25 protein-coding genes are annotated in these 26,493 nt (G+C 46.3%); 17 read left to right on the plus strand and 8 right to left on the minus strand.

What is annotated here, in order from left to right; translation table 11 throughout:
• Positions 1-97: 97 nt before the first annotated feature.
• From RUW00_RS15485 to RUW00_RS15510, 6 genes are all read left to right on the plus strand, one after another.
• Positions 98-1,060 carry a carbohydrate kinase family protein gene (locus tag RUW00_RS15485; RefSeq protein ID WP_280144903.1) on the plus strand — a complete coding sequence of 321 codons (963 nt, stop codon included), beginning with the start codon at positions 98-100 and terminating at the stop codon, positions 1,058-1,060.
• A gap of 232 nt (positions 1,061-1,292) precedes the next feature.
• Positions 1,293-1,610 carry a YjdJ family protein gene (locus tag RUW00_RS15490; RefSeq protein WP_014417074.1) on the plus strand — a complete coding sequence of 106 codons (318 nt, stop codon included), beginning with the start codon at positions 1,293-1,295 and terminating at the stop codon, positions 1,608-1,610.
• Positions 1,611-1,724: 114 nt separating this feature from the next.
• Entirely contained in the window at positions 1,725-2,411 is a 687-nt protein-coding gene (locus RUW00_RS15495) for a PspA/IM30 family protein (RefSeq protein WP_280144904.1), read from the plus strand.
• A gap of 50 nt (positions 2,412-2,461) precedes the next feature.
• Positions 2,462-3,487: a TFIIB-type zinc ribbon-containing protein gene (locus RUW00_RS15500; protein WP_017419002.1), complete on the plus strand. Its 1,026-nt coding sequence runs from the start codon at positions 2,462-2,464 to the stop codon at positions 3,485-3,487.
• On the plus strand, positions 3,487-4,248 hold the full coding sequence (locus RUW00_RS15505) for a TPM domain-containing protein (protein WP_014417077.1): 762 nt from the start codon (positions 3,487-3,489) through the stop codon (positions 4,246-4,248). The genes RUW00_RS15500 and RUW00_RS15505 overlap by 1 nt, the downstream gene beginning before the upstream one ends.
• Before the next feature lie 26 nt (positions 4,249-4,274).
• The gene (locus RUW00_RS15510; RefSeq protein WP_014417078.1) at positions 4,275-5,279 is read left to right on the plus strand and encodes an SPFH domain-containing protein; all 1,005 of its coding nucleotides are present in this window, start codon (positions 4,275-4,277) and stop codon (positions 5,277-5,279) included.
• Between the two features lie 42 nt (positions 5,280-5,321).
• Here the strand turns inward: RUW00_RS15510 and RUW00_RS15515 are convergent, their stop codons facing one another.
• From RUW00_RS15515 to RUW00_RS15530, 4 genes are all read right to left on the minus strand, one after another.
• Positions 5,322-7,253: an acyltransferase family protein gene (locus RUW00_RS15515; protein WP_280144905.1), complete on the minus strand. Its 1,932-nt coding sequence runs from the start codon at positions 7,251-7,253 to the stop codon at positions 5,322-5,324.
• Between the two features lie 271 nt (positions 7,254-7,524).
• Positions 7,525-8,385: an anti-sigma-V factor RsiV gene (gene rsiV, locus RUW00_RS15520; RefSeq protein WP_021495203.1), complete on the minus strand. Its 861-nt coding sequence runs from the start codon at positions 8,383-8,385 to the stop codon at positions 7,525-7,527.
• Positions 8,385-8,882 (minus strand): RNA polymerase sigma factor SigV, encoded by a 498-nt coding sequence (locus RUW00_RS15525; protein WP_003155802.1) that lies wholly within the window; start codon positions 8,880-8,882, stop codon positions 8,385-8,387. The genes rsiV and RUW00_RS15525 overlap by 1 nt, the downstream gene beginning before the upstream one ends.
• A 187-nt stretch (positions 8,883-9,069) precedes the next feature.
• Positions 9,070-10,110, minus strand: coding sequence for a 2,3-butanediol dehydrogenase (locus RUW00_RS15530; RefSeq protein ID WP_007408876.1), 1,041 nt, complete (start codon positions 10,108-10,110; stop codon positions 9,070-9,072).
• 363 nt (positions 10,111-10,473) lie between these two features.
• Between RUW00_RS15530 and RUW00_RS15535 the strand changes: the two genes are divergently transcribed.
• Together RUW00_RS15535 and RUW00_RS15540 are read left to right on the plus strand one after the other, a co-directional pair.
• Complete coding sequence (locus RUW00_RS15535; RefSeq protein ID WP_007408877.1) at positions 10,474-10,842, plus strand: RlpA-like double-psi beta-barrel domain-containing protein; 369 nt, start codon at positions 10,474-10,476, stop codon at positions 10,840-10,842.
• 65 nt (positions 10,843-10,907) lie between these two features.
• Positions 10,908-11,954, plus strand: a complete 1,047-nt coding sequence (locus RUW00_RS15540) for a TolB family protein (protein ID WP_012116984.1) — start codon at positions 10,908-10,910, stop codon at positions 11,952-11,954.
• 30 nt (positions 11,955-11,984) lie between these two features.
• Here the strand turns inward: RUW00_RS15540 and RUW00_RS15545 are convergent, their stop codons facing one another.
• From RUW00_RS15545 to gabP, 4 genes are all read right to left on the minus strand, one after another.
• Entirely contained in the window at positions 11,985-12,143 is a 159-nt protein-coding gene (locus RUW00_RS15545) for a hypothetical protein (RefSeq protein WP_003155794.1), read from the minus strand.
• Between the two features lie 98 nt (positions 12,144-12,241).
• Complete coding sequence (locus RUW00_RS15550) at positions 12,242-12,451, minus strand: cold-shock protein (protein WP_007408879.1); 210 nt, start codon at positions 12,449-12,451, stop codon at positions 12,242-12,244.
• A 204-nt stretch (positions 12,452-12,655) separates the two neighbouring features.
• Positions 12,656-14,194 carry an outer spore coat copper-dependent laccase CotA gene (gene cotA / locus RUW00_RS15555; RefSeq protein ID WP_014417082.1) on the minus strand — a complete coding sequence of 513 codons (1,539 nt, stop codon included), beginning with the start codon at positions 14,192-14,194 and terminating at the stop codon, positions 12,656-12,658.
• 108 nt (positions 14,195-14,302) lie between these two features.
• Positions 14,303-15,688 carry a GABA permease gene (gabP, locus tag RUW00_RS15560; RefSeq protein WP_012116987.1) on the minus strand — a complete coding sequence of 462 codons (1,386 nt, stop codon included), beginning with the start codon at positions 15,686-15,688 and terminating at the stop codon, positions 14,303-14,305.
• Between the two features lie 386 nt (positions 15,689-16,074).
• Here gabP and RUW00_RS15565 point away from each other — a divergent pair, with 386 nt between their 5' ends.
• The 9 genes from RUW00_RS15565 (at position 16,075) to RUW00_RS23035 (ending at position 26,447) form a co-directional block, all read left to right on the plus strand.
• On the plus strand, positions 16,075-16,947 hold the full coding sequence (locus RUW00_RS15565) for a cation diffusion facilitator family transporter (RefSeq protein ID WP_014417084.1): 873 nt from the start codon (positions 16,075-16,077) through the stop codon (positions 16,945-16,947).
• Positions 16,948-17,085: 138 nt separating this feature from the next.
• Positions 17,086-18,048 (plus strand): AAA family ATPase, encoded by a 963-nt coding sequence (locus tag RUW00_RS15570; RefSeq protein WP_315956665.1) that lies wholly within the window; start codon positions 17,086-17,088, stop codon positions 18,046-18,048.
• On the plus strand, positions 18,048-19,232 hold the full coding sequence (locus tag RUW00_RS15575) for a DUF58 domain-containing protein (RefSeq protein WP_280144907.1): 1,185 nt from the start codon (positions 18,048-18,050) through the stop codon (positions 19,230-19,232). The genes RUW00_RS15570 and RUW00_RS15575 overlap by 1 nt, the downstream gene beginning before the upstream one ends.
• Positions 19,233-19,250: 18 nt before the next feature.
• A complete protein-coding gene (locus RUW00_RS15580; protein WP_280144908.1) occupies positions 19,251-21,458 on the plus strand; it encodes a DUF4129 domain-containing transglutaminase family protein in 2,208 nt (735 codons plus the stop codon).
• A gap of 162 nt (positions 21,459-21,620) precedes the next feature.
• Positions 21,621-23,162 (plus strand): glutamine-hydrolyzing GMP synthase, encoded by a 1,542-nt coding sequence (guaA, locus tag RUW00_RS15585; RefSeq protein ID WP_014417088.1) that lies wholly within the window; start codon positions 21,621-21,623, stop codon positions 23,160-23,162.
• A gap of 347 nt (positions 23,163-23,509) precedes the next feature.
• A complete protein-coding gene (locus RUW00_RS15590; RefSeq protein ID WP_094296454.1) occupies positions 23,510-24,772 on the plus strand; it encodes an ATP-grasp domain-containing protein in 1,263 nt (420 codons plus the stop codon).
• Positions 24,735-25,946: an ATP-grasp domain-containing protein gene (locus RUW00_RS15595; protein ID WP_025649886.1), complete on the plus strand. Its 1,212-nt coding sequence runs from the start codon at positions 24,735-24,737 to the stop codon at positions 25,944-25,946. Before RUW00_RS15590 ends, RUW00_RS15595 begins: the two co-directional genes overlap by 38 nt.
• Positions 25,947-25,960: 14 nt before the next feature.
• Positions 25,961-26,254 (plus strand): isocitrate lyase/phosphoenolpyruvate mutase family protein, encoded by a 294-nt coding sequence (locus tag RUW00_RS15600; protein WP_230456658.1) that lies wholly within the window; start codon positions 25,961-25,963, stop codon positions 26,252-26,254.
• Positions 26,238-26,447 carry an aminotransferase class I/II-fold pyridoxal phosphate-dependent enzyme gene (locus RUW00_RS23035; protein ID WP_327945690.1) on the plus strand — a complete coding sequence of 70 codons (210 nt, stop codon included), beginning with the start codon at positions 26,238-26,240 and terminating at the stop codon, positions 26,445-26,447. Before RUW00_RS15600 ends, RUW00_RS23035 begins: the two co-directional genes overlap by 17 nt.
• Positions 26,448-26,493 lie beyond the last annotated feature (46 nt).

Here is a 26,493-nt window from a genome sequence, read left to right on the forward strand (position 1 = left end):
ACGTAAAATTTAAAATATTCTATGTAAACGGTTGTATTTATGACAGAAAGCACTATACTGAAACTATAATCGAGAATTGATAAATGAGTGTGATAATGTGGGAAGCCAATCTGTTATTTGTATTGGAGAATTGTTAATTGATTTCTTTTGTACCGAAGTGGATGTTGATTTGACGGAAGGACGTAATTTCTTAAAAAGTGCCGGCGGGGCACCGGCGAATGTGTCGGCAGCCATTGCTAAGCTGGGCGGAGACGCCGCTTTCAGCGGAAAAACAGGCAAAGATCCGTTCGGGTATTTTCTGAAGCAGACATTGGACGCCGTACACGTCGATACCTCTATGCTCGTCATGGATGAGAAAGCGCCTACAACGCTTGCGTTTGTTTCATTAAAACAAAATGGGGAGCGCGACTTTGTGTTTAACAGAGGAGCGGACGCTTTGTTTACGCTGGATGATATTGATCTGGAAAAGGTAAACGATGCGAAAATCCTTCATTTCGGATCAGCGACAGCATTGTTATCTGATCCGTTTTGCTCAGCCTATTTACGGCTGATGTCGATTGCGAAAGACAATGGACAGTTTATTTCCTTCGATCCTAACTACCGTGAGGATTTATGGAAAGGAAGAGTTTCAGAGTTTATAAACACCGCAAAAAAAGCCGTTGCCGTAAGTGATTTTGTGAAAGTCAGTGACGAAGAGCTTGAGATCATCAGCGGTGCGAAGGATCATAAAGAAGGTGTTGCGGTTCTTCATGAGATCGGAGCCGGCATTGTGGCGGTGACACTCGGGAAAAGCGGAACCCTTCTATCAAATGGGAAGGATATTGACATCATTCCGAGCATTCCGGTGACATCAATAGACTCAACGGGAGCGGGAGATGCGTTTGTCGGCGCGGCGCTGTATCAGCTGGCGCGCACCGATGAGATTCAGACGGCAGCCGATGATTTTGCGAAGCTGCGTGATATTGTCTCATTTGCCAATAAGGTGGGGGCGCTCGTGTGCACCAAAATCGGTGCGATCGATGCTTTGCCGAGCTTAAAAGAGGTTGAAGTATCACTGTAAAGTATGGAGGATGTTTCTTGAAAGTCATCGGACTTCGGGAAGCATCCTCTTTATTTAGGTCTGAAACCCTTTACGATATACGGTATACTTTAGAAAGGCATCCAGTAAATTGAACCGCTGTGAAGTACATACAATCACGTTTTTATCAGTTCTGAGTAAAACCAAGTTTCTGCTGCTGCCGTCATGTATAGTGTGACGGCCTATGATATTGAACCGCGGAGGAATGTTTTTCATGAAACATGTTTTTCTTATTGTGCAATGCGCGTTTTCTGTTTTTTGTTTTCTTTGTCTTGCCGCTGTCAATTGGTATCAGGGGAGTGAGCTTGTTTCTGATTCGTTTGATTGGAATTATACGGCTAAATTCTCAAAGCTTTTGAATGGGACGGATACGATTACAAGTCCGGAACAGATTTCGCAGCTGGATTTCTTTGTGTATGCGGCGAAGCATTATCCGTTAGTGAGCGGGTTGATGATCGGGCTGTTTGTTTATTTTTTGTTCTCACTGTATCTGGTCATAAAGAATTTCCGCCGGCACAAATGGGCTGAATGAGACTATTTTCATATAAAAATACATAAATTCAAGAGAAAATGAAACTTTTTTTGAAAAAAACAGTATATATAACTGTGAACTTGTTACTATTTAATTTTGGGAGGAAAATGAAAAATGAGTATTTTAGGAAGATTTAAAGACATCATGTCAAGTAATATCAATGCGTTGCTGGATAAAGCTGAAAACCCTGAAAAAATGGTTGATCAATATTTGCGGAATCTGAACAGTGATTTAGGAAAAGTGAAAGCGGAGACGGCTTCTGTCATGGCTGAGGAACAGCGGGCGAAAAGAGCGCTAACTGAATGCCAGGCTGATGCCGAAAAGATGGAAAGTTATGCGATGAAAGCGTTGCAGGCCGGCAATGAAGCTGATGCGCGGACATTTTTGGAAAGGAAAGCGGCTGTTGAATCAAGACTGACCGAGCTGCAAACGGCTTATCAGCTCGCTTCATCCAACGCGTCTCAAATGCGCAAAATGCATGACAAGCTTGTCGCTGATATCGGAGAGCTTGAGTCGCGCCGAAATGCCATCAAAGCGAAGTGGTCTGTGGCAAAAACGCAGGAGAGAATGAACAAATTGGGGTCCTCTGTGTCAAATGCGGGCCAATCGCTGACAGCTTTCGGCAGAATGGAAGACAAGGTCAACCAAGCGCTTGATCATGCCAATGCGATGGTTGAGCTGAACGCGTCTCCGAAAGACGATATTGACGATCTGACGGCTAAATATGACAGCAATCAAAGCAGTGTCGATGATGAATTGGCGGCGCTCAAGCAGAAAATGCTTTTCAGTAAAGATCAATAGACAGCGGGCTGCAGCTTTGTCCGATATAAAGAGAAAGTGAGAGAAACAGAATGATCATTTCTTATAAATGCCCGAACTGCGGCGATGATATGGTCTTTGACAGTTCATCCGGCATGCTGACATGTCACAGCTGCGGGCGGCAGGATCAGATTGAGAGCCTGCCAAAAGAGTATATAACGACGAGATTTTCCGAAAATGAGGCGAACGAGTACCGCTGTGAGAATTGCGGCGCGGTATTAATGACTGAGGCGGAAACGACGGCCACGACGTGCGGGTTTTGCGGAGGAGCCGCCGTTCTCGCCGACCGATTATCGGGAAATCTCGCGCCTTCGATGGTGATCCCTTTTACGATCAGTAAAGAAGAGGCCATGAGCGCTTTTAAAAAGTGGTGCCGAAACGGCCGTCTGACACCGAAAGGATTTATGTCTGCCGATCGGGTGAAGAGCATAACGGGCATGTACGTGCCGTTTTGGATGTTTGATTTAAACAGCAAGGTTCAGGTCAATGCCGTTTGTACGAGAGTGCATCACTATGATGATGGAGAATACCGGGTGACGGAGACCGAGTATTACAACGCGTACCGCGATATCAATCTTGATTATCTCAAAATTCCGGTCGACGCTTCAGAAAAAATGAATGATGAATTAATGGACAAATTGGAGCCTTACTCATACAGTGAGCTGAAGGAGTTTAATACGGCCTATTTAGCGGGATATATAGCGGAAAAGTACAATTATACCGATGACGATCTCTTTCCGCGGGCGAAGGATAAAATCAGCCATTATATTGATTCTTATATCAGATCCACCTTCTCCGGATATACGACGGCTGACATTACGGATGAGCAGATTCAGACCGATAAAATCAGCAGCTTTTACGTACTGCTTCCGGTCTGGATGGTCAGCTACGACTATGAGCGGGCTGAGCACATTTTTGCGATGAACGGGCAGACGGGCAAGGTTGTCGGCAAACCGCCGATCAGTGCCGGAAAAGTGGCCGCGTGGTTCGGCGGCATAACCGCCGGTGCGTTTGTAGCATTAAGACTCGTCTCACTTATGATAGGAGGCGGTTTTTGATGAAAGTATCGATAAAAAAAGCGTGTCTCTTCTGCTTTGTCCTTTTTCTGATGCTGTCTTTTTCTTTACATACATCGGCGTCTGCCGCGGAACAGAAGCAATATGTTTACGACAATGCTCATTTATTAACGAAGGATGAAACGAAGAAACTTGAGGAATTGGCCGGGAAGCTGGGGGCAAAGCGCCATACTGATTTTATCATTCTTACCGCAAACGGAACGGGCGGTAAGGACATCGAGCAGTACGCCGGTGATTTTTATGACAGTCATTTTAGCGGAAGTACGGCGATATTGACCATTGATATGAAAAATCGGGAAGTATTTATCTCCGGATATAAAAAGGCGGAGACGTATTTGAATAACAGCCGGCTGAATACGATCAGGAATACGATCTCGTCAGATATTTCCGCAGGCCATTATGAAAAGGCGTTTCAGACCTACATCAAGATGGCTTATAAAGATATGGGGAAAAGCCCGGACGACAAGTCTGACAATCTGCTGCTCACATGGTGGTTTCAGCTCATTATTGCCGCAGCCGCGGCCGGAATCGCCGTCACTGTGATGGTGTACAATTCCGGCGGCAAGGTCACCGTCACCGGCAGCACGTATATGGATCACGATACGTCTGAAGTGCTGAGCCAGCACGACACATATATCCGAACCGACGTTACAAGAGAAAAAAAGCCTGATAAAGATAATGACAATGACGGCGGAGTCACGAGGGGCGGCACGAGTTACAGCGGAAGCAAGGGAAGTTTTTAAATTATATGTAAAGGATTTGAGCATACATGGGTTTTTTCAGAAATCAGTTAGCAAATGTGGTGGAATGGGAAGAATTCAGAGACGACATGGTTTTCTATAAATGGAATAACCGTGAAATTAAAAAAGGCAGCCGTCTGATCATCCGGCCGGGACAGGATGCCATCTTTTTATACAATGGGAAGATTGAAGGGATTTTCCGTGATGACGGCGATTATGATATCGAATCAGAAATCATTCCGTTTCTATCTACACTAAAAGGGTTTAAGTTTGGTTTTAACAGCGGCATGCGGGCTGAAGTGCTGTTTGTGAATACGAAGGAGTTCACCGTGAAGTGGGGCACAAAAAACGCTATCAACATTCCGGCGGCAGGTATGCCGGGCGGTATGCCGATCCGCGCAAACGGCACATTTAACTTCAAGGTCATTGACTACATCGGATTGATTGATAAGATTGCGGGTGTCAAAGACAGCTATTTAGTGGAGGACATTAAAATCCGGATTACGTCTATTCTCGATCAGCTTTTGATGAAATGGATCACCAGAGAAGGAAAAGACATGTTCAATCTGCAGTCGAATTCCTTTGAAATCGGAAAAGGGATTCAAGAAGATCTTGATATGCAGCTGATCGGAGACGGCATGTCGATTACGGGCTTCAATATTATGAGCTTTAACTATCCGCAGGAAGTTCAGGATATGATTACGAAAAACGCTTCTTACGGCATGGTGGGCGATGTGAACCGCTATCAGCAGATTTCCATGACGGACGGAATGTCATCCGGCAAAATGAACGGAAGCGGCGCCGCCTCCGACATGGCGGGCATGATGATGGGAATGAATGTGGCAAATCAAATGATGAACCAAATGAATCAAAATCAGCAGAACCAGCCGCAGCAAGATCAAAGTCAGCAGAATCAGGGGACGGCACCGGCGAACGGCTCGGAAGGAGCGGATAAGCCGAAATTCTGTCCGAACTGCGGAACGAAAACGGAAGGCGCGAATTTTTGCCCGAATTGCGGACAGAAGCTTGCCTGACGATATACGAAAAAGAGGCCTTTTTGGGGCCTCTTTTTTTTGTCATGATTTCATTGTTTGAACGATGAGAGATGTCAGCGCTTTAGAACCCTCAGGTATGAGATGGACGCCGTCCGGTGTGAAGTATTCAGGGTGCTGCAATGCTTTTGCGTGCCAATCGACAAGCGTCACATTTTTCCGTGACTCGGCCTGCCGGCGCAATGATTCGTTTACTTTGCTTTCCCATTGCCGCGGCACACGTGTGTTGACAAGATAGATATCGGCTTTTGAAAAGGAGCTGATCAGTGATTCAATTTGGCTGTTTGTGAAATAGCCATTCGTCCCTAACTCGATGATGACCGCTTTGTTCGGCTGATTAAATGACGCATATTCCGAAGTGAGCCGGAGTGCTTGAGAGACTTGTCTTCCTACCTTTCCGTCGATGGTGACATGAGGGAGGGACTGCCGCAGGTATGACGCAATGTCCAGCATCACCGAGTCACCGATGGCCAGCACGTCTTGCTGAGGCTGTGTTTGTTTTGAATCAGCCGTTTTTTGAGATGACCGTTCCTTTTTCTCTTCGTTTTTCTTTGTATTTGATTTGTCTGTTGGTTCTTTCTTGTTTTTGTCTGACGCGGTGTCCGTTTTTTCGCCGCCGTGTTTTTTCTTGCTGTCTTCTTCTATTGCAGGCTGATCGTGATCGGCCGTTTTGTGCGAAGAGGCGGCGGTTTCTTGCTGATCATTTTGCGCGTACGTCCATTGCGGCTGTTTTTTCTCTTCGGCTATCCCTGACAGCCCGCCCGCAAATACGAGAATGGCGGCAAGAATAAGGCCGAGCGACATTCTGCTGATGACAGAGGACGTCTTCCATTCCAGAAAGCGGTTCAGAAACACGCGGCGTAAAAATGGCCGGAAGCCCGCAGTGCGGATCGGCTGTTCAATGAAATGGTAAGATAGCTCGGCAAGAATGAAAGTGGCGCCGATTCTGACGGCGCAGTGCCAATAAACCGGATTTCCGATTTCCTGTACGGGTGTGCTCAGTACGATAACCGGGTAATGCCAAAGATAGATTCCGTATGATCTCGTTCCGATCCAGCGAAGCGGCTTCCATGAAAGGACATGTCCCAAAAAACTGCTCGGATGGCATAAACATGCGACAAGAACCGCTGCGGTGATGCTGATCAAAAGCATGCCGCCCTTGTACAGGAAGGGTTCATATTCATCCGTGTAAAAGACGCAAAGCAGCAGCGCGGCAAAAGCAGCAAGCTCCGTCCCGTGAAGCAGGTGTTTCATGCTGCTCGGCAGCCGTTTGGAAGATAATCGTTTCATCGGCCACACTAAAGCTAAAGCGCAGCCGATCAGCAATTCAAATGAGCGGGTATCCGTCCCGTAATAAACGCGGCTCGGATCTCCGCCGGGCACATACATCATACTCATCACGACTGCTGAACATAACGCGAGGAACATGACCGCGGCCGCAAGCCGGGCCCGTGTTTTACATATGTACATCCCCGCAAGCAGCAGGAAGGGCCATATGATATAAAACTGTTCTTCAATCGCCAGCGACCAAAGGTTTTTTAATGGCGAAGGGGAGCCGAAGCTGTCGAAATAAGAAAGTTGATGAAAGATAAACCACCAATTGCTTATGTAAAAAAGTGAGGAGACCGCATCTCCGCGTACGGTATGCAGGAGCTCGCTGTTAAACAATACGACCCAAATGACCGTCGTGATAATCATGAGATAAGCCGCCGGCAGAAGCCGCCTGATCCGGCGCACCCAAAAATCACGCAAATCAAGGGTGATGGCATTGCCTTGGGCAGGCAATATAATAGATGTAATTAAATACCCCGATAAAACAAAAAAGATATCAACACCGATGAAACCGCCGTCGGCCCAGTTAAAATTCAGATGATATGCGATAACTGCGAGGACGGCAAAGGCGCGAAGTCCATCCAGTCCGGGAATATAGCGGTGATGCAGTGACTTGTCTGACATGGTATTCCTCCAATAATGTGCGCGGAAATTCTCGCTGTTTTGCGGATGGCTATGGCAGATTTCTGTACAGTCTTCCATTTGTTCCGTTAATTAGACGCATTCGGAAGGGGATTTTGTTTCAGAAAAAATGAATGAAATGCTGTGATTTTCTTAAACTTTTCAGCCCCCGTCCGGCGTCTGTTATATGAAAAGGGTCCCTTGTGCATCTTGGCTGTTGCGGGACGAAAGAAAAAATCCATGATCTGCGGATATCATGGATTTTTTTCTTTCTTTATCTGATGTAGCGGTCTCCGACAAGCAGCTTGGAGATGACGGAGGTCGGTATTGTAAACTCTGTAACGCCCATATATCCGGGTGCCGCTTCATATTCGTCAAATGAAATAACAAGTTTGTGCTTATCTGTAATATAAAAATTCTGGTCGGCGCGGATGGCTTTAAAAGGCTCCGTCATATCATCATCTTCGACCCAGTATATTTTATTCGGATCTTCTTTCATCTGTTTTTTCATTTGTTCTTTAATATTTTGGCTGATGACTTTAATATAACGGTCATCTTTAAATAAGCTCTTTAACGTAAGTACGGCCTCATTCTTTTTATCGATCGTGATGTAACGGCTTTGTGTATAAGAGGAAGCTTGCGTTTTTTCGATATCACGTCGGATTGAGATCAGATCCGCTGTGTCAGTAACGGTTTCATAATCGCTGTAAATACTGAGGTGGCCTTTTTTGCTTTTTGAGGTCGCCTTCATAAATTCCTGATACAGCTCTTTGCTTTCTTTCATATAATGCCGGTTGATGCTGTCTTCGAGTTTATGATCGGAAAGTCCGGACAGAGCGGGCGTTTTCACATCAATGCTTGATTGGTTCTTTTCTTCCTTCATCTCCGTGAATGTGATGGCTTGGACGACTTTGCCGATGACGGGGATTTTAGACATGGCTTGTGCGGCATCCGGATTGATATTGACAACGGCGGTAAATAAGACGGCCGCAGCGACTGCCGCGGATGTCGGCCACATCACGATTCGTTTTTTCTTCGGTTTTTGCCGAAGGGCTTTTTCGACAATGCTGTCCAGTTCCTTAGGAATGGGCACACTTTTATACTCTTCTCTTAATTGTTCTAATCTCTTTTCCATTAAGAAAGATCCTCCTTCGTCAGCTGAATGCGCATGAGCTTCAGCCCCCTATAAAGGCGTGTTTTGACGGTGTTGATGTTTTCCCCCGTGATGTCCGCGATTTCTTCTAATTTCAGGTCTTCAAAGAAACGCAGAATGATAATGGTTTTATATTGATGCGGGAGGTCATCGAGCGCTTCGTGAAGGTCTGTGTCCTTGTAGTGATCTTCCTTTCCGCGGCTTAAAAACTCGATCGTTTCATCGTCCATCACTTTCAGTTTTTTCTGTTTGCGGAGAAAATCAATGGCCGTGCGCACTAAAATTTTATAAAACCAGCTTTTGATCACATCGGGGTTTTTGACGGATTCGACCGATGTCAGCGCTTTTTGAATTGATTCCTGAACAATATCTAACGCGTCATCCTTGTTCTTTACGTAACTGTACGCAAGCCGGTAAAAGTCTTCCTTGCGCTCAGTTATGCACGTCACAAGCGACGCTTTGGCTGTTTCGTTCTTCATTGCTTCAAAGGGCTCCTTTTTTAAAAATACGTATCATAGGCTGCTGCCTAAGGATAGACGGGACAGGGTAAAAAATAGTTTGCGCAGAGGGGATCATTTTTAAAAGGAAAAGGAAGGAAAGACGATGAGATGAAAAAAAGAGCCGGAACGGCTCTTTTTCGGATGTGTCTGATATTCAGCGAACGGTTTAGTTCGGTTTGACTAAGATTTTCACTTGGTTTTTCTCTTTGATTAAAGCGCCGAAGCCTTCTTCAATCAGGTCGTCGAGCACGATTTTTTTCGTGACGAGCTTATCTGCTGAGAAGTAGCCCTCTTTCATCAGTGCAAGAACGGAAGGGAAGATGTCACGGTATCCGATAATGCCTTTTACGGTCCGTTCTTTGATGACGATATCGTTCGGATGAATTTCCGCTCCTTTTTCCCAGATGCTGACGATAACCGTTTCACCGGCAATGTTTGTTGACTGGATCGCCTGGCGGAGAACGACAGGAACGCCTGTTACTTCATAAGAAACATCAACGCCGCCGTTTGTGCGTTTAGCGATTTCTTCAACGACATCGTCCGTTTTTGACGGATCAATGATGATAGCGCCGAGTTCTTTCGCTTTTTCCTGACGTTCCGGTGAAAGTTCAACCGCGTAAATATCTGTGGCGCCGGCCGCTTTCAGGGCTTCAATCACAAGCAGCCCGATCGGTCCGCAGCCAAAAACTGCCGCCTTGTCGCCCGCTTTTAATTTGCTTTGGCGGACGGCGTAAAGCGCTACCGCTGACGGCTCAACAAGCGCGCCCTGTTCGTAAGAAAGCTCTTCAGGAAGCTTAAACAGCAATTCTTCGTCAACGGATACATATTCAGAAAATCCGCCGCCGCCTCCGGCTAAGCCTAAGAATCCCATTTGTTCATCAAGGTTATAGGCTCCCTGATGTCCGTGTGTGGCAAAAATCGGTTCCACGACGACTCGGTCGCCGACGCTGTAATTTTTGACGCCTTCGCCCACTTCAACGACTTCTCCTGAGAATTCGTGACCCATCGTGACGGGCGCCATTTCGTTTGTTAACGGATGAGGTTTGCCGACCGGAATAAAGATCGGGCCTCCCAAATATTCATGAAGGTCGCTTCCGCAAATCCCGCACCATTTGACTTTAATTTTGACTTTACCCGGTTCTGCTTTAGGTTCATCAATGTTTTCGATTCGAATGTCTTTTTGATTGTGCCATCTTGCCGCTTTCATTGATTATCACTCCTAGTCTGATTGAAACGAGTATAGGTACATGATCAATATGAACCACGGTTAAAAGGAATAAAGTGCCTGCTTCCTAAAGCCTGATTTCTCAAAATATATCATATTATGCAACTATCAATAGGCCTTATAAAAAGTCCATATTGAATGCAGAAATACTCTATGAATATTATAACGCTAATGAATTAAATTTTGTAGTATAATTTACCATGGAATTATATAGAACAGGAAATTGTGCCGTCGTTATGTGCATGTCTCATCACGTTGTAATGAACATGTAAAGTGATTGAAATATTATAATCGTCTTTCTGGTGTATAATTTTGCCTAGAATAAAGAATCAGGAGGACGAAAGCTTGAAGAAGTTATTCTTAGCCTTATTGATTTTAGCAGGAAGCACGCTGGGAGCGATCAGTTACTCTTCTGATGCAAGTGCTAAAAAAGTGAACGGAAATATTACATGGTATAATGGAGTCGGTAAAAAAGGATCTTCCGGTAAAAAACTGGGACACTGGGATTGCGCGACAAAATTAGGATTTGACGTTCCGAGAAACGGAACGAAAATCAGAGCTTATGCGAAAGCAAAACCGAAAAAGGTTATCACCGTATACAAAAATGATGTAGGCCGTCTGCCGAATGCCGTATTGGATGTCAGCCCGAAAGCGTTCAAAGCGCTCGGATATCCATTAAGCAAAGGAAGAGTATCCGGACACTACAGCTATTAAAATAGACCATCTTAAAAAGCAAGGACACTGATTCTTGCTTTTTCTGATTGACGGAGAGATTGATAATGAAGAAGAAACGATGGATCTGGATGTTGCTGGCCGCCGTTTTGGCGGCGGCGGTCATCGCGGCCGTTTTACTGATTAAAGGAAAAAGCGACGGCGGCGGAAAAGCCGTTGTCTCCGGCGGTCATGACAAGCTGCTTGTTTCCATTACAGACAAAGATCTGATGACGAAATATTACGAGGACGGCCGCGTGCTGTACGAGGAAAAGCTTTCGGCATATCCGGCGTTTGCGCTGGATGATGCCCATCAGGTGCTCTATTTTGTCGGGAATAATGACCAAAATGAGATGCGTCTGTATAAGCTTGATCTGAAGACGAAAAAGAAGACGGTGCTTTATAAAGGAACGGCAAGCGCTGACAGTTTGTTTTTATCAAAGGATCTGACGCACATTTATTTCCGTCTCGGAAAAGCGGATGAAGATATTTTCCGTCTCGCATCTTTTGATTTGAAAACGAAACGTTATGAAAATCTGTATCCCGCCGCCGATGAGAAAGACGACAGTGTAAGCAGCTTCTTTTATAACCGCAGCCAAAACGATTTTGCGCTTCTGCATTATTCCGTAAAAGAGGATTATCAAAAAACGGATGAGGCAAATGAGAAGGGGATTGACCCTGAACCGACGAATATCCGGTTTGCAGCAGGAGCGGGCGAACACCTTCAGGATCTGACAAACCTTGAACAGTTTATCAGCGACGTGGCGGTGTCACCGGACGGAAAGAATCTTGTCTTTACATCTTATACTCAAAAAGGGACGGAACAAAAAGCGTCCATCCGTCTGATGAATGTCAAAACGAAAAAAGATGAAACGATTATCTCAAACGGGAAGGACTTCGCTCCGCTGATTGATGCCCAGCCTCAGTTTTCTAAAGACGGCAGCATCATTTATTTCATGGCGGAAGCAAAAGGCGCTAAGCGTCTGAAGGATGAAACGGGGCGGAATGCGAAGGTCCGGACCATTTATGCTTATCATTTGGATACGAAAAAATGCGAAAAAGTCTGGGAAAATGACAACGGCATTATCAACAGTTTTTCCGTCATCCAATCATGAAAAAAACACTCAGCGCCTGCTGGGTGTTTTTTAATGAACAAAGCTGGCTGCGGCTGAGGCGAGCCATTTGAAAAAACGGAGAATCGGAACGGCAAAATGGAGCGTTTCGATGAATGACTGTGCGGCAAGGTTCATTTTCCGCCGTTTTGCCATTTCCTTCAGATCTTTCTGCTGCCGATCGTTTTTCATGTTCATTGCTCCTTTGCATCATAAAAGGACATGATAACGCAAAGGCCTCTCATGAGACATGGAGGCCTTCTCTATGTTGAGACTCGTAAAAGGGAGGTCTAACTTGATGCCGTTTGATTATTGTTTTGGAGATTTACCAACGAACGGACGCCGTCGATCATTTTACTGCCGCAAAGGGGGCAAGTCGGGGTATCACTGCCGGCAAAATTCTTTCTGCTCCAGCCGATACAGTCCTCTTTTGTGCATTCCCACGTACTGACATCTTCTTTAGGCAGCGGTTCCTGATTACGTTTGTTGTAGTAAGACATAAAGTCACTTCTTCCCTTATGAATTTTCGTGCACTCCTTCATTGTCTCATACTTTTCCCTAATCTCCTAATTCCTTTTTCTATCCAGATTTCCAATGAGGGTGCACCGTCTTCCTGTTATTACAGTATATGCAAATAAGTGTCTTCTTATTTTTTCTTTTTGGATAAATAAAAAAGCCCCTCTCAGAAAAGGGGGGATGTTTGTTTACTGCTTATCCGTGACGTCCATCGGTCTCATCATGTCGTAATCTTCGTGCTCTAAAATATGACAGTGCCATACGTAGCGTCCGCTGTAAGGAGCGAAAGTCGCCGCGATTCTGATGACCTCTCCCGAGTGCGCCTGCACGGTATCTTTCCAGCCTTTCTCACTTGGAGGAGGCGGGACGGCGGGGCCTGTATACACAATGTCGCCGAATTTGTTATAACGCTCTAAGTCAAAAGGGCGCCGGTCAAGGATTTGGAAGGAGACAAGGTGCAGGTGTATCGGATGGGTGCCCCCCATCGGATTGATAATCGACCAGATTTCCGTTGTGCCGAGCTTCGGCGCTTCTGTCACAGGATCATGCCATCGCTTGTTATTCAGCGTCAAAACGGGCCGGCCGTATTTGTCTTGCGTATTTGTGAGTTTAAGCGTCCTGATATTGTGTATTCTCTTTGATGTCACATTAGGCATTGTTGAAAGATATTTAGGCTTACGGCTTGTGTCTTCTCCCTTCAGCGGTTTTGTGACGCGGAATTGCATCACATTGGCGTCTGTATCCGGATCGGCGTCGCCCCCGCAGCCGGTGCCGTTCGTTAAAATGATATGTTCTCCGTCAAAGGCGGAGAAATCGATGAGCACATCATACCGCTCTGCCGGGGCTAAGCTGATAGATTGTGTTTTGACAGAGCGGGGAAGCAGTCCGCCGTCAGAACCGATTTGGATAAACTTCCCGCCGTTATTGAGCGAGAGAGAAAATGTTCTTGTATTGGAGGCATTAAGGATGCGGAAACGATATGTCCGCGGTTCAACTTCCATATACGGCCACGCTTTACCATTGACGAGAATGGTATTTCCGCAAAAAAACGGGACGATGGAAGGGTCGGGCAGCGTTTCGGAAGGGTTAGCAGGTCCGCTCGGATAAGACAAGGAACCGTCGTCATTTAACGTGCGGTCCAAAATCATAAGCGGTACGTCGTACTCTCCGGAGGGAAGCTTCAGCTGCTTTTCTTTTCGCTCGCGGATGATATACATCCCGGCAAGCCCGGCGTACACATTGAGCCTCGTAATCGCCATGGCGTGATCGTGATACCATAACAGAGCCCCGCGCTGTTTGTTTGGATAATGGTATACCTCTTTTTCAAAATAAGGACCCGTTTCCTTAAAATCCTTTGTGAACCAGGCTTCCGGGTAGCCGTCGCTGTCCGGCGGCGTTGCTCCTCCGTGTAAATGGACGACGGTTTTGACATCGGGTTCCTGATGGCCGCTTTCTGAATGGTGAATGGTATGATCCACAGGCAGAAAATGCTTATCCGGCAGGTCATTCATCCATTTAATATAGACGTTCTCATCTTGGTTCACGTCGATCGTCGGGCCGGGAAATAAACCGTTATACCCCCACAGCCGGGTCGGCGGGAGATCGCGGTGCAGCTTGTGAAAGCATTCCTTCATGGTGACTTCATAATACGTGCTGCCGTCTGATTTCTTCTGCGGCTGGAGTGTTTCGATAATCGGCAGTTCATCTGCAAATTTTTCTAGTGCCATTTTTCATCCTGTCCTTATCATTTATTGAAATCCTGTACTACAGTTAATGCTGCCTGGAACAGGTTGGTTAAAAAAACACCCGCCCTTTTTTGAGGGGGGTGTTTGCGGTTATTGCGCAACCCGGCTTTCGGAAGCGCTCTCTTTCGGTTTTTGTTTTTTGCGGAATACATATGAGGCAAGCACCAGCAGAGTAATAAATCCTGTCAGCAGAAATTCAGACCGCATTGAGCTGATAAACAGCATAGATAACAAGATGGCGCAAATGGCGATGATCGTCAGGTAGGTTAAGTACGGATAGAACCACATTTTGATTTTAAGAGATTCAGGGTTTGTCCGTTCGATTTTCTTTCTCATTCTCAGATGTGAGACGGCGATGACGAGATAGACGAGCAGTGCGATCGCCCCTGATGAATTGACCAGAAATAAGAATACGGAGTCGGGAGAAAAGTAGTTCATAACAACGGCAATATAGGAGAAAAAGGTGCCGGCGATAATGGCTTGAACCGGTACGCCTCTTTTACTCAGTTTCATAAAACGCCGCGGCGCTTCATTTCGCTCTGCCAGTGAATACAGCATCCGTGACGTCGTATAAAGCCCGGAGTTCAGGCAGGACAGAACGGCTGTCAGGACGATGAAATTCATGATTTGAGCGGCTGCGGGAACCCCGATATGGCTCAAAACGGCAACGAAGGGGCTTTCCAAAATATTGGCTGAATCCCACGGCAGCAGTGTGACCACAACCGCAATGGAGCCGACGTAAAAAATAATGATCCGCCAAACGACTGAGCGGGTCGCCTTTGTGACGGATTCGACCGGATTTGACGTTTCTCCCGCTGCGATTGCGACAATTTCAGATCCCATGAAAGAAAAAATGACAACGACGATGCCGAGCAGAACGGAACTTGGACCTTTAGGGAAAAATCCGCCGCTGCCCGCCAGATTTTCCAGCCCGACCGGCTTGCTGCCGGGGACGATTCCGAAAATGAACGCAAATCCCGCGATTAAGAAGACAACGATCGTCGCTACCTTCACTAAGGAAAGCCAGTATTCAAATTCGCCGAACGATTTAACTGAATAAATATTCGTCAGTGTTAACAGCACGGTCAGAAGCAGACTCGTCAGCCATAACGGAATGCCCGGGAACCAGTACTGTATGATTCCGGCGCCTGCAATGGCTTCAATGGCAATGACGATGACCCAGAAAAACCAATACAGCCATCCGATCGTAAAACCGGCCCAAGGACCGATGGCGTCATGCGCGTACTGTGAAAACGAACCGCTTGTCGGGTTGACGGAGGACATTTCCCCCAGCATTCTCATAATAAAAATCACTAATAATCCTGCTAAAGCGTAGGAGACAATCGCTCCGGGTCCGGTGGAATGAATGACGGATCCGCTTCCGACAAATAATCCGGCGCCGATCACGCCGGCAATTGAAATCATAGTCATATGCCGGGTTTTTAATCCCTTTGATAAAGAGTTAGGCTGATTCATTCTTTGCCTCCTTTTGGCTTGTTTATGCTGAATATTCCGACAAGTATTATTCTATCATAAATGCCACAGACAGTTGAAAGTGATGTAAGAAAATATGACATTTTTTCTCGTCCGTACAGCAGAAGGTGCGGGAAGGAAAAGAAATAATTTTCTGTTATTTTTGTGTTTTAATGGGTTTGAAAATAATTCCATGAACATAGGGTGGCGAGAATCCTTGGTACGATTGGGATGAGAGGGGTTTCGTGAATAAAAATAAGTTTCCTGAGCGCATAAATGTTCTATGCTTACTATTTTTCTGTGGAAAGTGAATCATGTTTCTATAGACCCACTGTGTCTTCGCTTTGTATGATAATGAAGGAAAAATTGAACGGGAAGGAGGATTTTCAGTGGAGAGATATCATGAATTGAAAAAAGGCGAAACCGGAGCGATTGTCAGTATTGGCGCATATGCGGCATTGTCGGCTGTGAAGCTTGTGATCGGTTATTTGTTTCACTCAGAAGCGCTTCAGGCCGACGGTTTAAATAATACGACTGATATCGTGGCATCTGCGGCTGTTTTCATCGGTTTGCGCATCTCTCAGAAACCTCCTGACGAAGATCATCCTTACGGCCATTTTCGGGCAGAGACCGTCGCGTCACTCATCGCTTCCATTATTATGATGCTTGTCGGAATGCAAGTGCTGTTCAGCGCCGCGCAATCTATTTTTTCCGTTAAAGAGGAGACGCCGGATATGATAGCCGCCTGGACGGCCGCGGGGAGCGCCGTCGTGATGCTGATGGTCTACCGCTATACGAAAGGGCTTGCCAAAAAGGTAAACAGCCAGGCCCTTTCAGCTGCGGCCGCTGATAATAAATCAGATGCGCTCGTCAGTATCGGCACGTTTATCGGAATTTTTGCTTCACAGTTCCATTTGGCTTGGGTGGATACGGTTACCGCGTTTATCATCGGGTTGATCATCTGCAAAACCGCGTGGGATATTTTTAAGGAATCCTCTCATTCGCTGACTGACGGTTTTGATGTCAAACATATTTCTGATTATAAAAAGACGATTGAACAGATTGCGGGCGTCAGCCGTTTAAAAGATATTAAAGCGAGATATCTGGGCAGCTCCGTTCATATTGATGTCGTCATTGAAGTGCCGTCTGATCTGAACATTAAAGAGAGTCATGAGATCGCAAATGAGGTAGAACGCAAGATGAAAGAGGAACATGCCATTGACCATTCACACGTTCATATGGAGCCTCTCCAGCTGAAATAAAGCTTCCTTTCTAAAGGGGGCTTTTTCCTTTTTCAGACTGGAAACAATTCGCTGGAAACGTTTTTTTATACTGTTTATATTTTGTGGTAAAGTTAGGTTACGATAATTGAAATTTGAGAGATGACTAGGAGGAGAAGAATGGCTTATAAAGAAGAGCTGCATCCGCTGCTGGAGAAAGCCGTTGAGCATATTGAAAACATCATCATAGGAAAACGGGATATCGCCATACTCAGTCTGGCCGCCATTCTTGCAAAAGGGCATGTGCTGCTGGAAGACGTGCCGGGAGTCGGAAAAACGATGATGGTCCGCGCTTTGGCCAAGCTGATCGGAGCTGACTTTAAGAGGATTCAGTTCACGCCGGATCTTCTGCCGTCAGACGTGACGGGTGTCTCTATTTATAATACGAAAACGATGGAATTTGAATACCGCCCGGGACCGATCATGGGGAATATCGTGCTGGCTGATGAAATTAACAGAACCTCTCCGAAAACGCAGTCTTCCCTGCTTGAGGCAATGGAGGAAGGGAATGTCACGATTGACGGAAAGACAATGCGGCTGGCTGAGCCGTTTTTCGTCATGGCCACACAAAACCCGGTTGAATATGAAGGAACGTATCCGCTTCCCGAAGCCCAGCTTGACCGGTTTTTATTTAAGCTGCGCATGGGCTACCCGACTGCCGAGGAAGAGCTTCAAGTTCTGTCTTTGCAGGAAGGGCGCAATCCGCTTGAAACAATCGAGCCCGTCATTTCTAAAGAACAGTTTATCAGCCTTCAGCAAAAACTGGAGCAGGTGCGGGTGGATGAGGGAATTAAAGCGTATATCGTCGGCATTACTCAGCATACCCGCCGGCATCCGTCCGTACATCTGGGCGTAAGTCCGCGCGGTTCAATCTCATTAATGAAAGCCGCGCAGGCGTACGCGCTGCTTCATGACCGCGATTACGTCATTCCTGATGACGTCCAGTATTTGGCTCCGTATACGCTGCCGCACAGAATGATCTTGACCGCCGAGGCGAAATTTAACGATGTGACGGCGGAAGCGGTTATAGAAGACATCATGCAAACGGAAAAAGTTCCCGTCCAAAGGATGTCGGTCCGCTAATGAGAAAGAAGATGCATTGGCTTCTATATGGCTGGAAGCTGCTTATGTTGGCCGTACTGACGGCGGCTGTCTTTTCTTATGCCATGTTTCAGGGCGGATTTGTGAGCTGGTTTTTATTTTATGCGTTTTTGCCGTTTACCGTTTACGCCGGGCTGGTCGCTGTGTACCCGCTGCGGGCGTTTCAGGTGACGCGTGACGTGTCCTCCGCCCAGTTAACCTCAGGCGACAGGCTGTCTGTCATCATCAGGCTGACGAGGCGCCTGCCGTTTCCGCTGACATATATGGTCATTGAAGATGTGATGCCGGAAACGCTTGGCGAGAGGCGCAGTGCGAAACAGCTCGTGTTTCCGTGGTTTCAAAGGAAGCTGACGTTACAATATGAGCTGCCGCAGGTGCCGCGCGGAGAGCATCATTTACATACGATAAGAGTGCGGACGGGGGATGTTCTCGGGCTTTTGGACAAGACGGCGTCGTTTTCCGTAACGGATACGGTTCTGGTTTTCCCGGCGTACGGGTCTGTTCACTATAAGCTGCAGGCTGCATCCGGGGAAGAGGGAGCGGGTGCCGGCGCTCCGTTTCAGGTACACCGCTCCGCAATGGCCGCGAGCGTCAGAAATTATCAGCCGGGCGACCGGTTTTCCGCACTTGACTGGAAAACATCGGCGCGGCGAAATGAGCTGATGACGAAGGAATTTGACCCGCTGCAGAGTATGAATATGATTCTCCTTTTGGACTGCAGGCCGTCCCCTTCGTTTGAAGCCGCGGTGTCAGCTTCGGCATCCCTGCTTTACACGGCGTTTATGAAGGGCTCTCCCGCAGGGTTTATTTCATTGGGGAGCGACCGGACCGTATTTCCCGTCGGGGAGGGAGACCGGCATTTCAGAAAGATGCTGCGTTACCTGGCATCAGCTTCAGAATCGGAAGAAGCTGGTGCAGGCGGGCGTTTAGAAAAAGAGCTGGCGGATCCGCGCGTCCGCAAAGCTTCCATTGCCGTCGTGACGGGCAGTCTTACAGAAGACCTTCTCAAACAGGCTGAGCCCGGCCGTGCTGACATGACGGTGTTTTTGGCGAAAGAAACGAATGCCGCGCTTTCGGAGAAAGAACGGAAACTCGCTCTCATCTTCGCGCAAAAAAATATTAAGGTGCAAATGATCAGGGACAAACGGGTGTCCCATGTTGTTTAGAAAGAGAGGTGGCGCGCCATGCCGCATGACGAGAACCAGGGAAGCAGGCTGAGTCTGCTGCTGTTTTATTTTCTCGCTTTTTTATTGTTATGGGAATGGCTCAGGCCGCTGCACAATTTTACGGATACAAAACATACCGGTTTTTTCATCGTTTTTATCGGTTTGGCATTTCTGCTGTCATTTTTCCGGATGAGGTGGTACGTAACCGTGCCGTCCTGCATTCTGTTTACGTTGATCAGTATTCACATCCTGTTTTATAAAGGTTCGGTTTTTCAGCCGGAATGGCTCGTTTCTTTTTTGCGGGACGTGATGCAAAATGCCCGCCACATCGGGACCGGAAGATGGAATGAAATGAATCCGTCATTCCGCACGTTGTTGTTTTTTGTGCTTTTATGGCTGCTCGTGTATTTGCTGCATTACTGGGTGATCTATCAGCGGAAAATCTTATTCTTTTTTATCATGACGGTGGCGTATATCACCGTGCTTGATACGTTTACTCCCTATGATGCCGCATACGCCGTCATCCGGATCGTCTTTATCGGCTTTTTGATGATGGGGCTTTTGTATATGGAGCGCATCCGGCTTACGGAACACATAGCGTTTAAAAAAAGATTGATACTCAAATGGTTTCTGCCGCTGATGCTGTTTATCTGCGCTTCCGTCGTATTCGGTCTGGCGGCTCCGAAATCAGACCCGAACTGGCCGGACCCCGTGCCGTTTCTTAAAAAAATAACAAACCACAAAGAAGTGCCCGCCGCCGAAAGCAAAATCGGCTACGGCAATCATGATGAAACATTGGGCGGCCCTTTTCAGGAGGATGATACGCCGGTTTTCACATGGAAGGGAAAAGAACGGGCGTACTTCCGGGTGGAAACGAAGGATACATACACGGGGAAAGGCTGGGTGGAGACCGATCAGGGCATGTCCTATAAACTGAACGGAGGCAACGTGGAAGATATATGGTTTGACCGGAGTGTGCAGACGAGACGATATACGGCACAGGTGTCCATTGATGAGAATTATCTCTATAATCACGTCATGTATCCGATCGGCGTCTCCAATATTAAACCGAAGCACTCGATTCAGCTTGAAATGAACGGAAACACCGAGCAAATTACGCCGGTCAGTGAACAAGTGGGCAACATCCGCAATATGGGACGGTACACGGTGACTTTTCAGGCGCCCGTCTTTAAGCTGAATGATCTCAGAAAAGTGAAAGTAAAACGATACCGTGAGCAGAATCAATTCAATGACCGGTATTTACAGGTCCCCGACAGCCTTCCGAAAAGAGTGAGACAGCTTGCGGACAGACTGACGCGGGATCATCATAATATGTTCGATAAAGCGAAGGCGATCGAGGATTATCTCGGATCTTCCGCATTTTCGTATCATACACAGGATGTCGCGGTTCCGGAGCACAATCAGGATTATGTCGATCAATTTCTGTTTGAAACGAAAAGAGGATATTGTGATAACTTTTCATCGGCAATGGCCGTGCTGCTCCGATCTGCGGGTATTCCCGCCCGTTGGGTGAAGGGTTATACATCCGGCGAGTATAAAGGGGCAGGCGACCATAACGGCCACATTTATGAAGTCACGAACAACAACGCCCATTCGTGGGTAGAAGTGTATTTTCCGGATCAGGGCTGGGTGACGTTTGAGCCGACGAAAGGCTTCACCAATCCGACGGAGTTTACGTCAGAGCAAAATCATACCGCGGCAAAAGACAGCGGAGGCTCAGCGGGGAACTCGGATGAACCGTCTGACAAGCAGCGTCAGGAAACAAAGCCGGAAAAAGAGGAAAAGCCGAAAAAGCGGGATCACAGCGCGGCACCGCAGCCTGTGATCCGCAACAAAACCGCGGCACAGCTATGGCCGTATGCAGCCATCGTCATTTTGATTTCAGCCGCGGCGGCACTCGCCTGGCTGCTCCGGGCGCGCTGGATTCCGCACGTTACAGCAGCCAGATTGAAGCGGCGAACGGATGAAGACGTCTTTTTCGACGCATATGCCGCACTGCTCCGACAGCTGAAACGAAAAGGGTTCAGCAGGGGAGACGGAGAAACGCTCCGTGATTTTGCCGCGAGGGTTGACGAGGCGCACCATACAAACGACATGTCCGAGCTGACGCTGCGCTATGAGCGTGCGTTATACCGCAGCGATAATGCCGCAAAGCTTTGGAATGAATCGGGACAGTTGTGGGAAAATATAATTAAAAGAAGATAGTCTTGACCGCATATCGTCCTGTTGTTAGAATAAATGAATGTTAAATGGGAGCCCGGGAGCGTTAAAAAGCCGGGCTTCCGGACAAGTCTTGCCGACAGAGGGCTGAACGTGTGTCCTCCGTTTTTTCTGTGTCAAAAACTTAGAGGAGATTAGGTGACAACCATGACGAAGTTAGTGAATGAAATGATTCTTGTTCTTGATTTCGGCAGTCAGTATAACCAGCTGATTACCCGCCGGATCCGTGAATTTGGCGTATATAGCGAGCTGCATCCCCATACGTTGACAGCTGAGGAAATCAAAGAAATGAATCCAAAAGGAATTATCCTTTCAGGCGGACCAAACAGTGTATATGATGAAGGGTCTTTCCGCTGTGATGAAAAAATCTTTGAACTTGATATTCCTGTATTGGGCATCTGCTACGGCATGCAGCTGATGACTCATTACCTCGGAGGGAAAGTCGAGGCGGCAAGCCAGCGCGAATACGGAAAAGCGAACATTCAGATTCAAGGAACTCCTGACTTGTTCAAAGATCTTCCGGAAGAACAAGTTGTCTGGATGAGCCACGGCGACTTAGTCGTACAAGTGCCGGAAGGGTTTACGGTAGACGCGACAAGCCATCACTGCCCGAACTCGGCGATGAGCAAAAAAGACAAAAAATGGTACGGTGTTCAGTTCCATCCGGAAGTCCGTCATTCAGAATACGGAAATGACCTTCTGAAAAACTTTGTCTTCGGGCCTTGTGAATGTAAAGGCGAATGGTCAATGGAAAACTTTATCGAAATCGAAATGCAAAAAATCCGCGAAACCGTCGGAGACAAACAAGTGCTTTGCGCTTTGAGCGGCGGAGTCGATTCTTCTGTCGTAGCCGTTTTGATTCATAAAGCGATCGGCGACCAGCTGACTTGTATTTTCGTAGATCACGGCCTTCTCCGCAAAGGCGAAGCGGAAGGCGTCATGAAAACGTTCAGCGAAGGCTTTAATATGAATGTCATTAAAGTTGATGCGAAAGACAGATTCTTAAACAAGCTGAAAGGTGTTTCTGATCCTGAGCAAAAACGCAAAATCATCGGCAACGAATTCATTTACGTATTTGATGATGAAGCGGACAGGCTGAAAGGAATCGACTACCTTGCGCAAGGAACGCTTTACACAGACATTATTGAAAGCGGAACGGCAACTGCGCAAACGATCAAATCGCACCACAATGTCGGCGGACTTCCTGAAGATATGCAATTTGAACTGATCGAACCGCTGAACACTCTTTTCAAAGATGAAGTGCGCGCGCTCGGCACAGAGCTCGGCATCCCGGATGATATCGTATGGCGTCAGCCGTTCCCGGGTCCTGGACTTGGCATCCGCGTACTCGGCGAAGTAACGGAAGAAAAACTTGAGATCGTTCGTGAATCAGACGCGATTCTGCGTGAAGAAGTGGCGAACCACGGTCTTGAGCGCGACATCTGGCAGTACTTCACGGTTCTTCCTGACATCCGCAGCGTCGGCGTCATGGGAGATGCGAGAACATATGATTACACAATCGGTATCCGTGCCGTAACATCAATCGACGGCATGACATCTGACTGGGCGCGTATCCCTTGGGATGTGCTTGAAGTGATTTCGACACGGATCGTCAATGAAGTGAAACACATCAACCGCGTCGTGTATGACATTACGAGCAAGCCGCCTGCAACGATTGAGTGGGAATAATGAGAAAAGCCTCAAATCTTTTATTTATAAAGATTTGAGGCTTTTTTAATTTACATGGTTCTAGGAATAATGGGCCTTTTATCATTAACACCGGAGAAGATGTGCAGCAGTTTTATATATATTCGAGTTTTTTAATCAGTTGTCTTCCCGATATTTTCCTCATCTAATTTTTCTAATAAAACTGAATTCATAAAATATTCATTTAATAGCAAATAATGTATGTTATTATGAATAAATACAAATGGTTTGTGTTTTCCAAGGGTTTTTTTTATCTTCTGCATTCAGTTCTTTAGAAACGCAGAAGGTTTCTAATTTGTAGAAAAAAATGTTGAAAGAGGCTCGGAAGGATGGAAAAACATATTTTATTTTTTAATGCTACTTATATTAAAAAAATTTCTACTTTGGAGACTGCTAAAAATTTGGGCTTGACGGTTTCTGTTGTCGGCCCTGAACTGCCTGAATGGTCGCGGCCATTCGTTGACCATTACATTTCCGCAAATACTTATCAGATTGATGAGACTATAGCTGTTCTGAAGGAAACTGCCAAAGAAAATCCTTTTGATGGAGTCATTACATTCTGGGATAGAGATGTGGTTCCGGTGGCGGTAACTGCCCGGGAACTTAACTTAAAGGGCAGTCCGGTGGAAGCGGCAGAACGGGCTCGAAATAAATGGAAGATGCGTCAATTTTTGAACCACGCACAAGTTCCTCATCCAAAATATTGCAAATTTACAAATTGGACCGAATTATATCATGCAAGCATTGATATGGAATACCCATTGATCGTTAAACCTGTGGGTGCTTCTGCCAGTAAAGGCGTATTCCGAATATCAAAGCCTGAAGATTTAAACCGCGCATATCAGCAGCTGTTAAACGCTGCGGTGCCGGAAAACGATAAAATGTTTTCTTTTTATCAAAACGAGTATATTGTTGAAGAGTTTATGAACGGACAAGAAGTCAGCATTGAGGGAGTGATTTCCGACGGAGTCATTCACTTTGCAGGTGTTACTGAAAAATGGACGGATCAGTATTTCGAAGAATACCAGCATGCATTTCCCGCCAGGCTGCCGGAGGCTGTGGAACGTGAATTATTCCACATCACCAGTGAAGGGATAAAAGCTTTGGAGCTGAACAATTGTGGTTTTCATGCCGAGGTCATGATCACAGAGAAAGGGTGCAAGATTATCGAGATCAACGGTCGTCTGGGCGGCGATTTTATTACTACCCATTTGGTTCCTCTAGCCAAAGGTATAAATATAACGCGCGCAAACCTATTGGCTGTATTAGGAGAAACAATAAGCTTTGAAGCTTCGAAAAGAAGAGCTGCCTGCGTCAGGTTTTTAATTGCAGACCGTGCTGGTGTGATAGAAAAGTGGGAAGGTGTCGAATCGATCAAAGAAATGCCCGGGGTCGTTGAATTTGTTTTAGAAAAGCAGCCGGGCGATCATGTTGGCCTGCCGCCTGAAAAGTTTCATGATTCCCGGATTGCTTATGTCATCACAGAAGCTGAAGATACAGAAAAAGCGATCGAATATGCTGAAAATGCTTTATCTGAAGTGAGGTGTTTCATCAATGGAGAGGAAAAGACTGTTCCTGATCGGGATTCCTGAAACGCATATTGAGAAGGCCGTTGCGAGGGCAAAACAACTTGGTTTTGACGTCTTATTAGGAGATACAGAAGCTTCATTAAAAAAATATGAGCATTTAATAAAGGAAGCTGACCAAAAAATCGCATTAGATTATACCAATCATGAGAATCTATTCTCAGTCGCTAAAGAAATCCATGACAAAGAGCCTTTAGATGCCATATTTACTTTCAAAGAAGCCGGCTTATTCAATGTATCCAAACTTCAGCAGGCATTTCATTTAAAAGGAAATCCTCCGTCTGTGGTGCAAGCATGCCTTGATAAATATACAACGCGCCGGCTTTTAAAAAAGGCAGGACTAAACTCTCCCGATTTTGGATTGTGCAGGAGCGTGGAAGACGTATACGATTTTTGGAATACATCTCAACATCCTATCATTTTAAAGCCGAGATCTCAGCAAGGCAGTATAGGCGTCATAAAAGTTGAGAAAAAAGAGGACATTGAGGCGTGTTTTAAAGAGTGTTCAAAACATGACGAGGAGAAGTCAGTATTAGCCGAAGAATTTATAGAAGGGCAGGAAATTTCAATAGAAGCCGTTGTCTGCCAAGGCAAGGCCGACATATTTGGTGTGACCGAAAAGCTGCTATACCCCGGGACTTTTGTAGAATCCGGGCATATATCGCCGTATAAACATAAAGAAAAACATCAGGATTTGTATAAGAATCTGGTCAAGGAAGTTGTTCATGCCATGGGGATCGTATTTGGCCCCTTGCATATTGAAGGGTATCACACAAATAAAGGATTTGTGGTTGGCGAGGTACACACCCGCTATGGCGGAGACAACATAGTGACCATTACAGAAATCGCCATGAAATGTGATATGCATACACCTATTTTTGCGGAACTGGCGGGCATCCCATATCAACCGGAAAGGAAACATGCTCAAAGCGAAGTATGCGCCGTTCGTTTTTTAGAAACGAACCAAGGGGTTGTACGCGCAATCAAAGGGATCAGCGATCTCAAAATGATGGGGAATGTAGTAGATTTTCATGTAAATTGCAGTGTCGGTGATAGAATCAGACCGATCAAAAACAGCTACGATAGAGCAGGATGGATGATTGTAAAGGGGAAAAATGAGCGAGAAGTCAATCACGCATTACATGATGCGATTGACAAAATAAAAATAATCATTAGGTGAAGGGGAGAATGATGGTGAAAAACAGAAAATCATCAATTTTTAGAGATGCTTTAAACAGTAAAGGTTTGGTGAAAGTTGCGGGAGCTCATGACGGTTTAAGCGCCAAATTAGCAGAGAAAAACGGATTTAATGCCGTATGGGCAAGCGGTTTGGGAATCTCGGCTGTGCAAACTGTACCTGATGCCAGTATATTAACGATGACTGAATTTCTTGAAGCCGCCGTCATTATGAATGAATCATGCAATTTGCCGGTCATCGCTGACTGTGATTCCGGCTACGGGAACATTCACAATGTCACCCGCGTTTGAAGATCAACAAATAATTGATGCGGAGACATTTTGTCATCTTCTGTTGGAAAAACAGCACGTGTCAGCTGTTCCCGGCACAGCATTCGGAGAGCCGAACAACATTCGTTTGAATTTTGCCATCCCAAAGGATCTTATCACAGAGGCTTTGAAAAGAATTAATAATTTTACAACTCAGCTGGCAGTTAAGGTATAACAGAGCGCTGAAAGCTTAAACGAGCCTCTTTATATCTGCATCTAAT

The organism is Bacillus sp. IS1, from assembly GCF_032461585.1.
Taxonomy (GTDB): domain Bacteria; phylum Bacillota; class Bacilli; order Bacillales; family Bacillaceae; genus Bacillus; species Bacillus velezensis.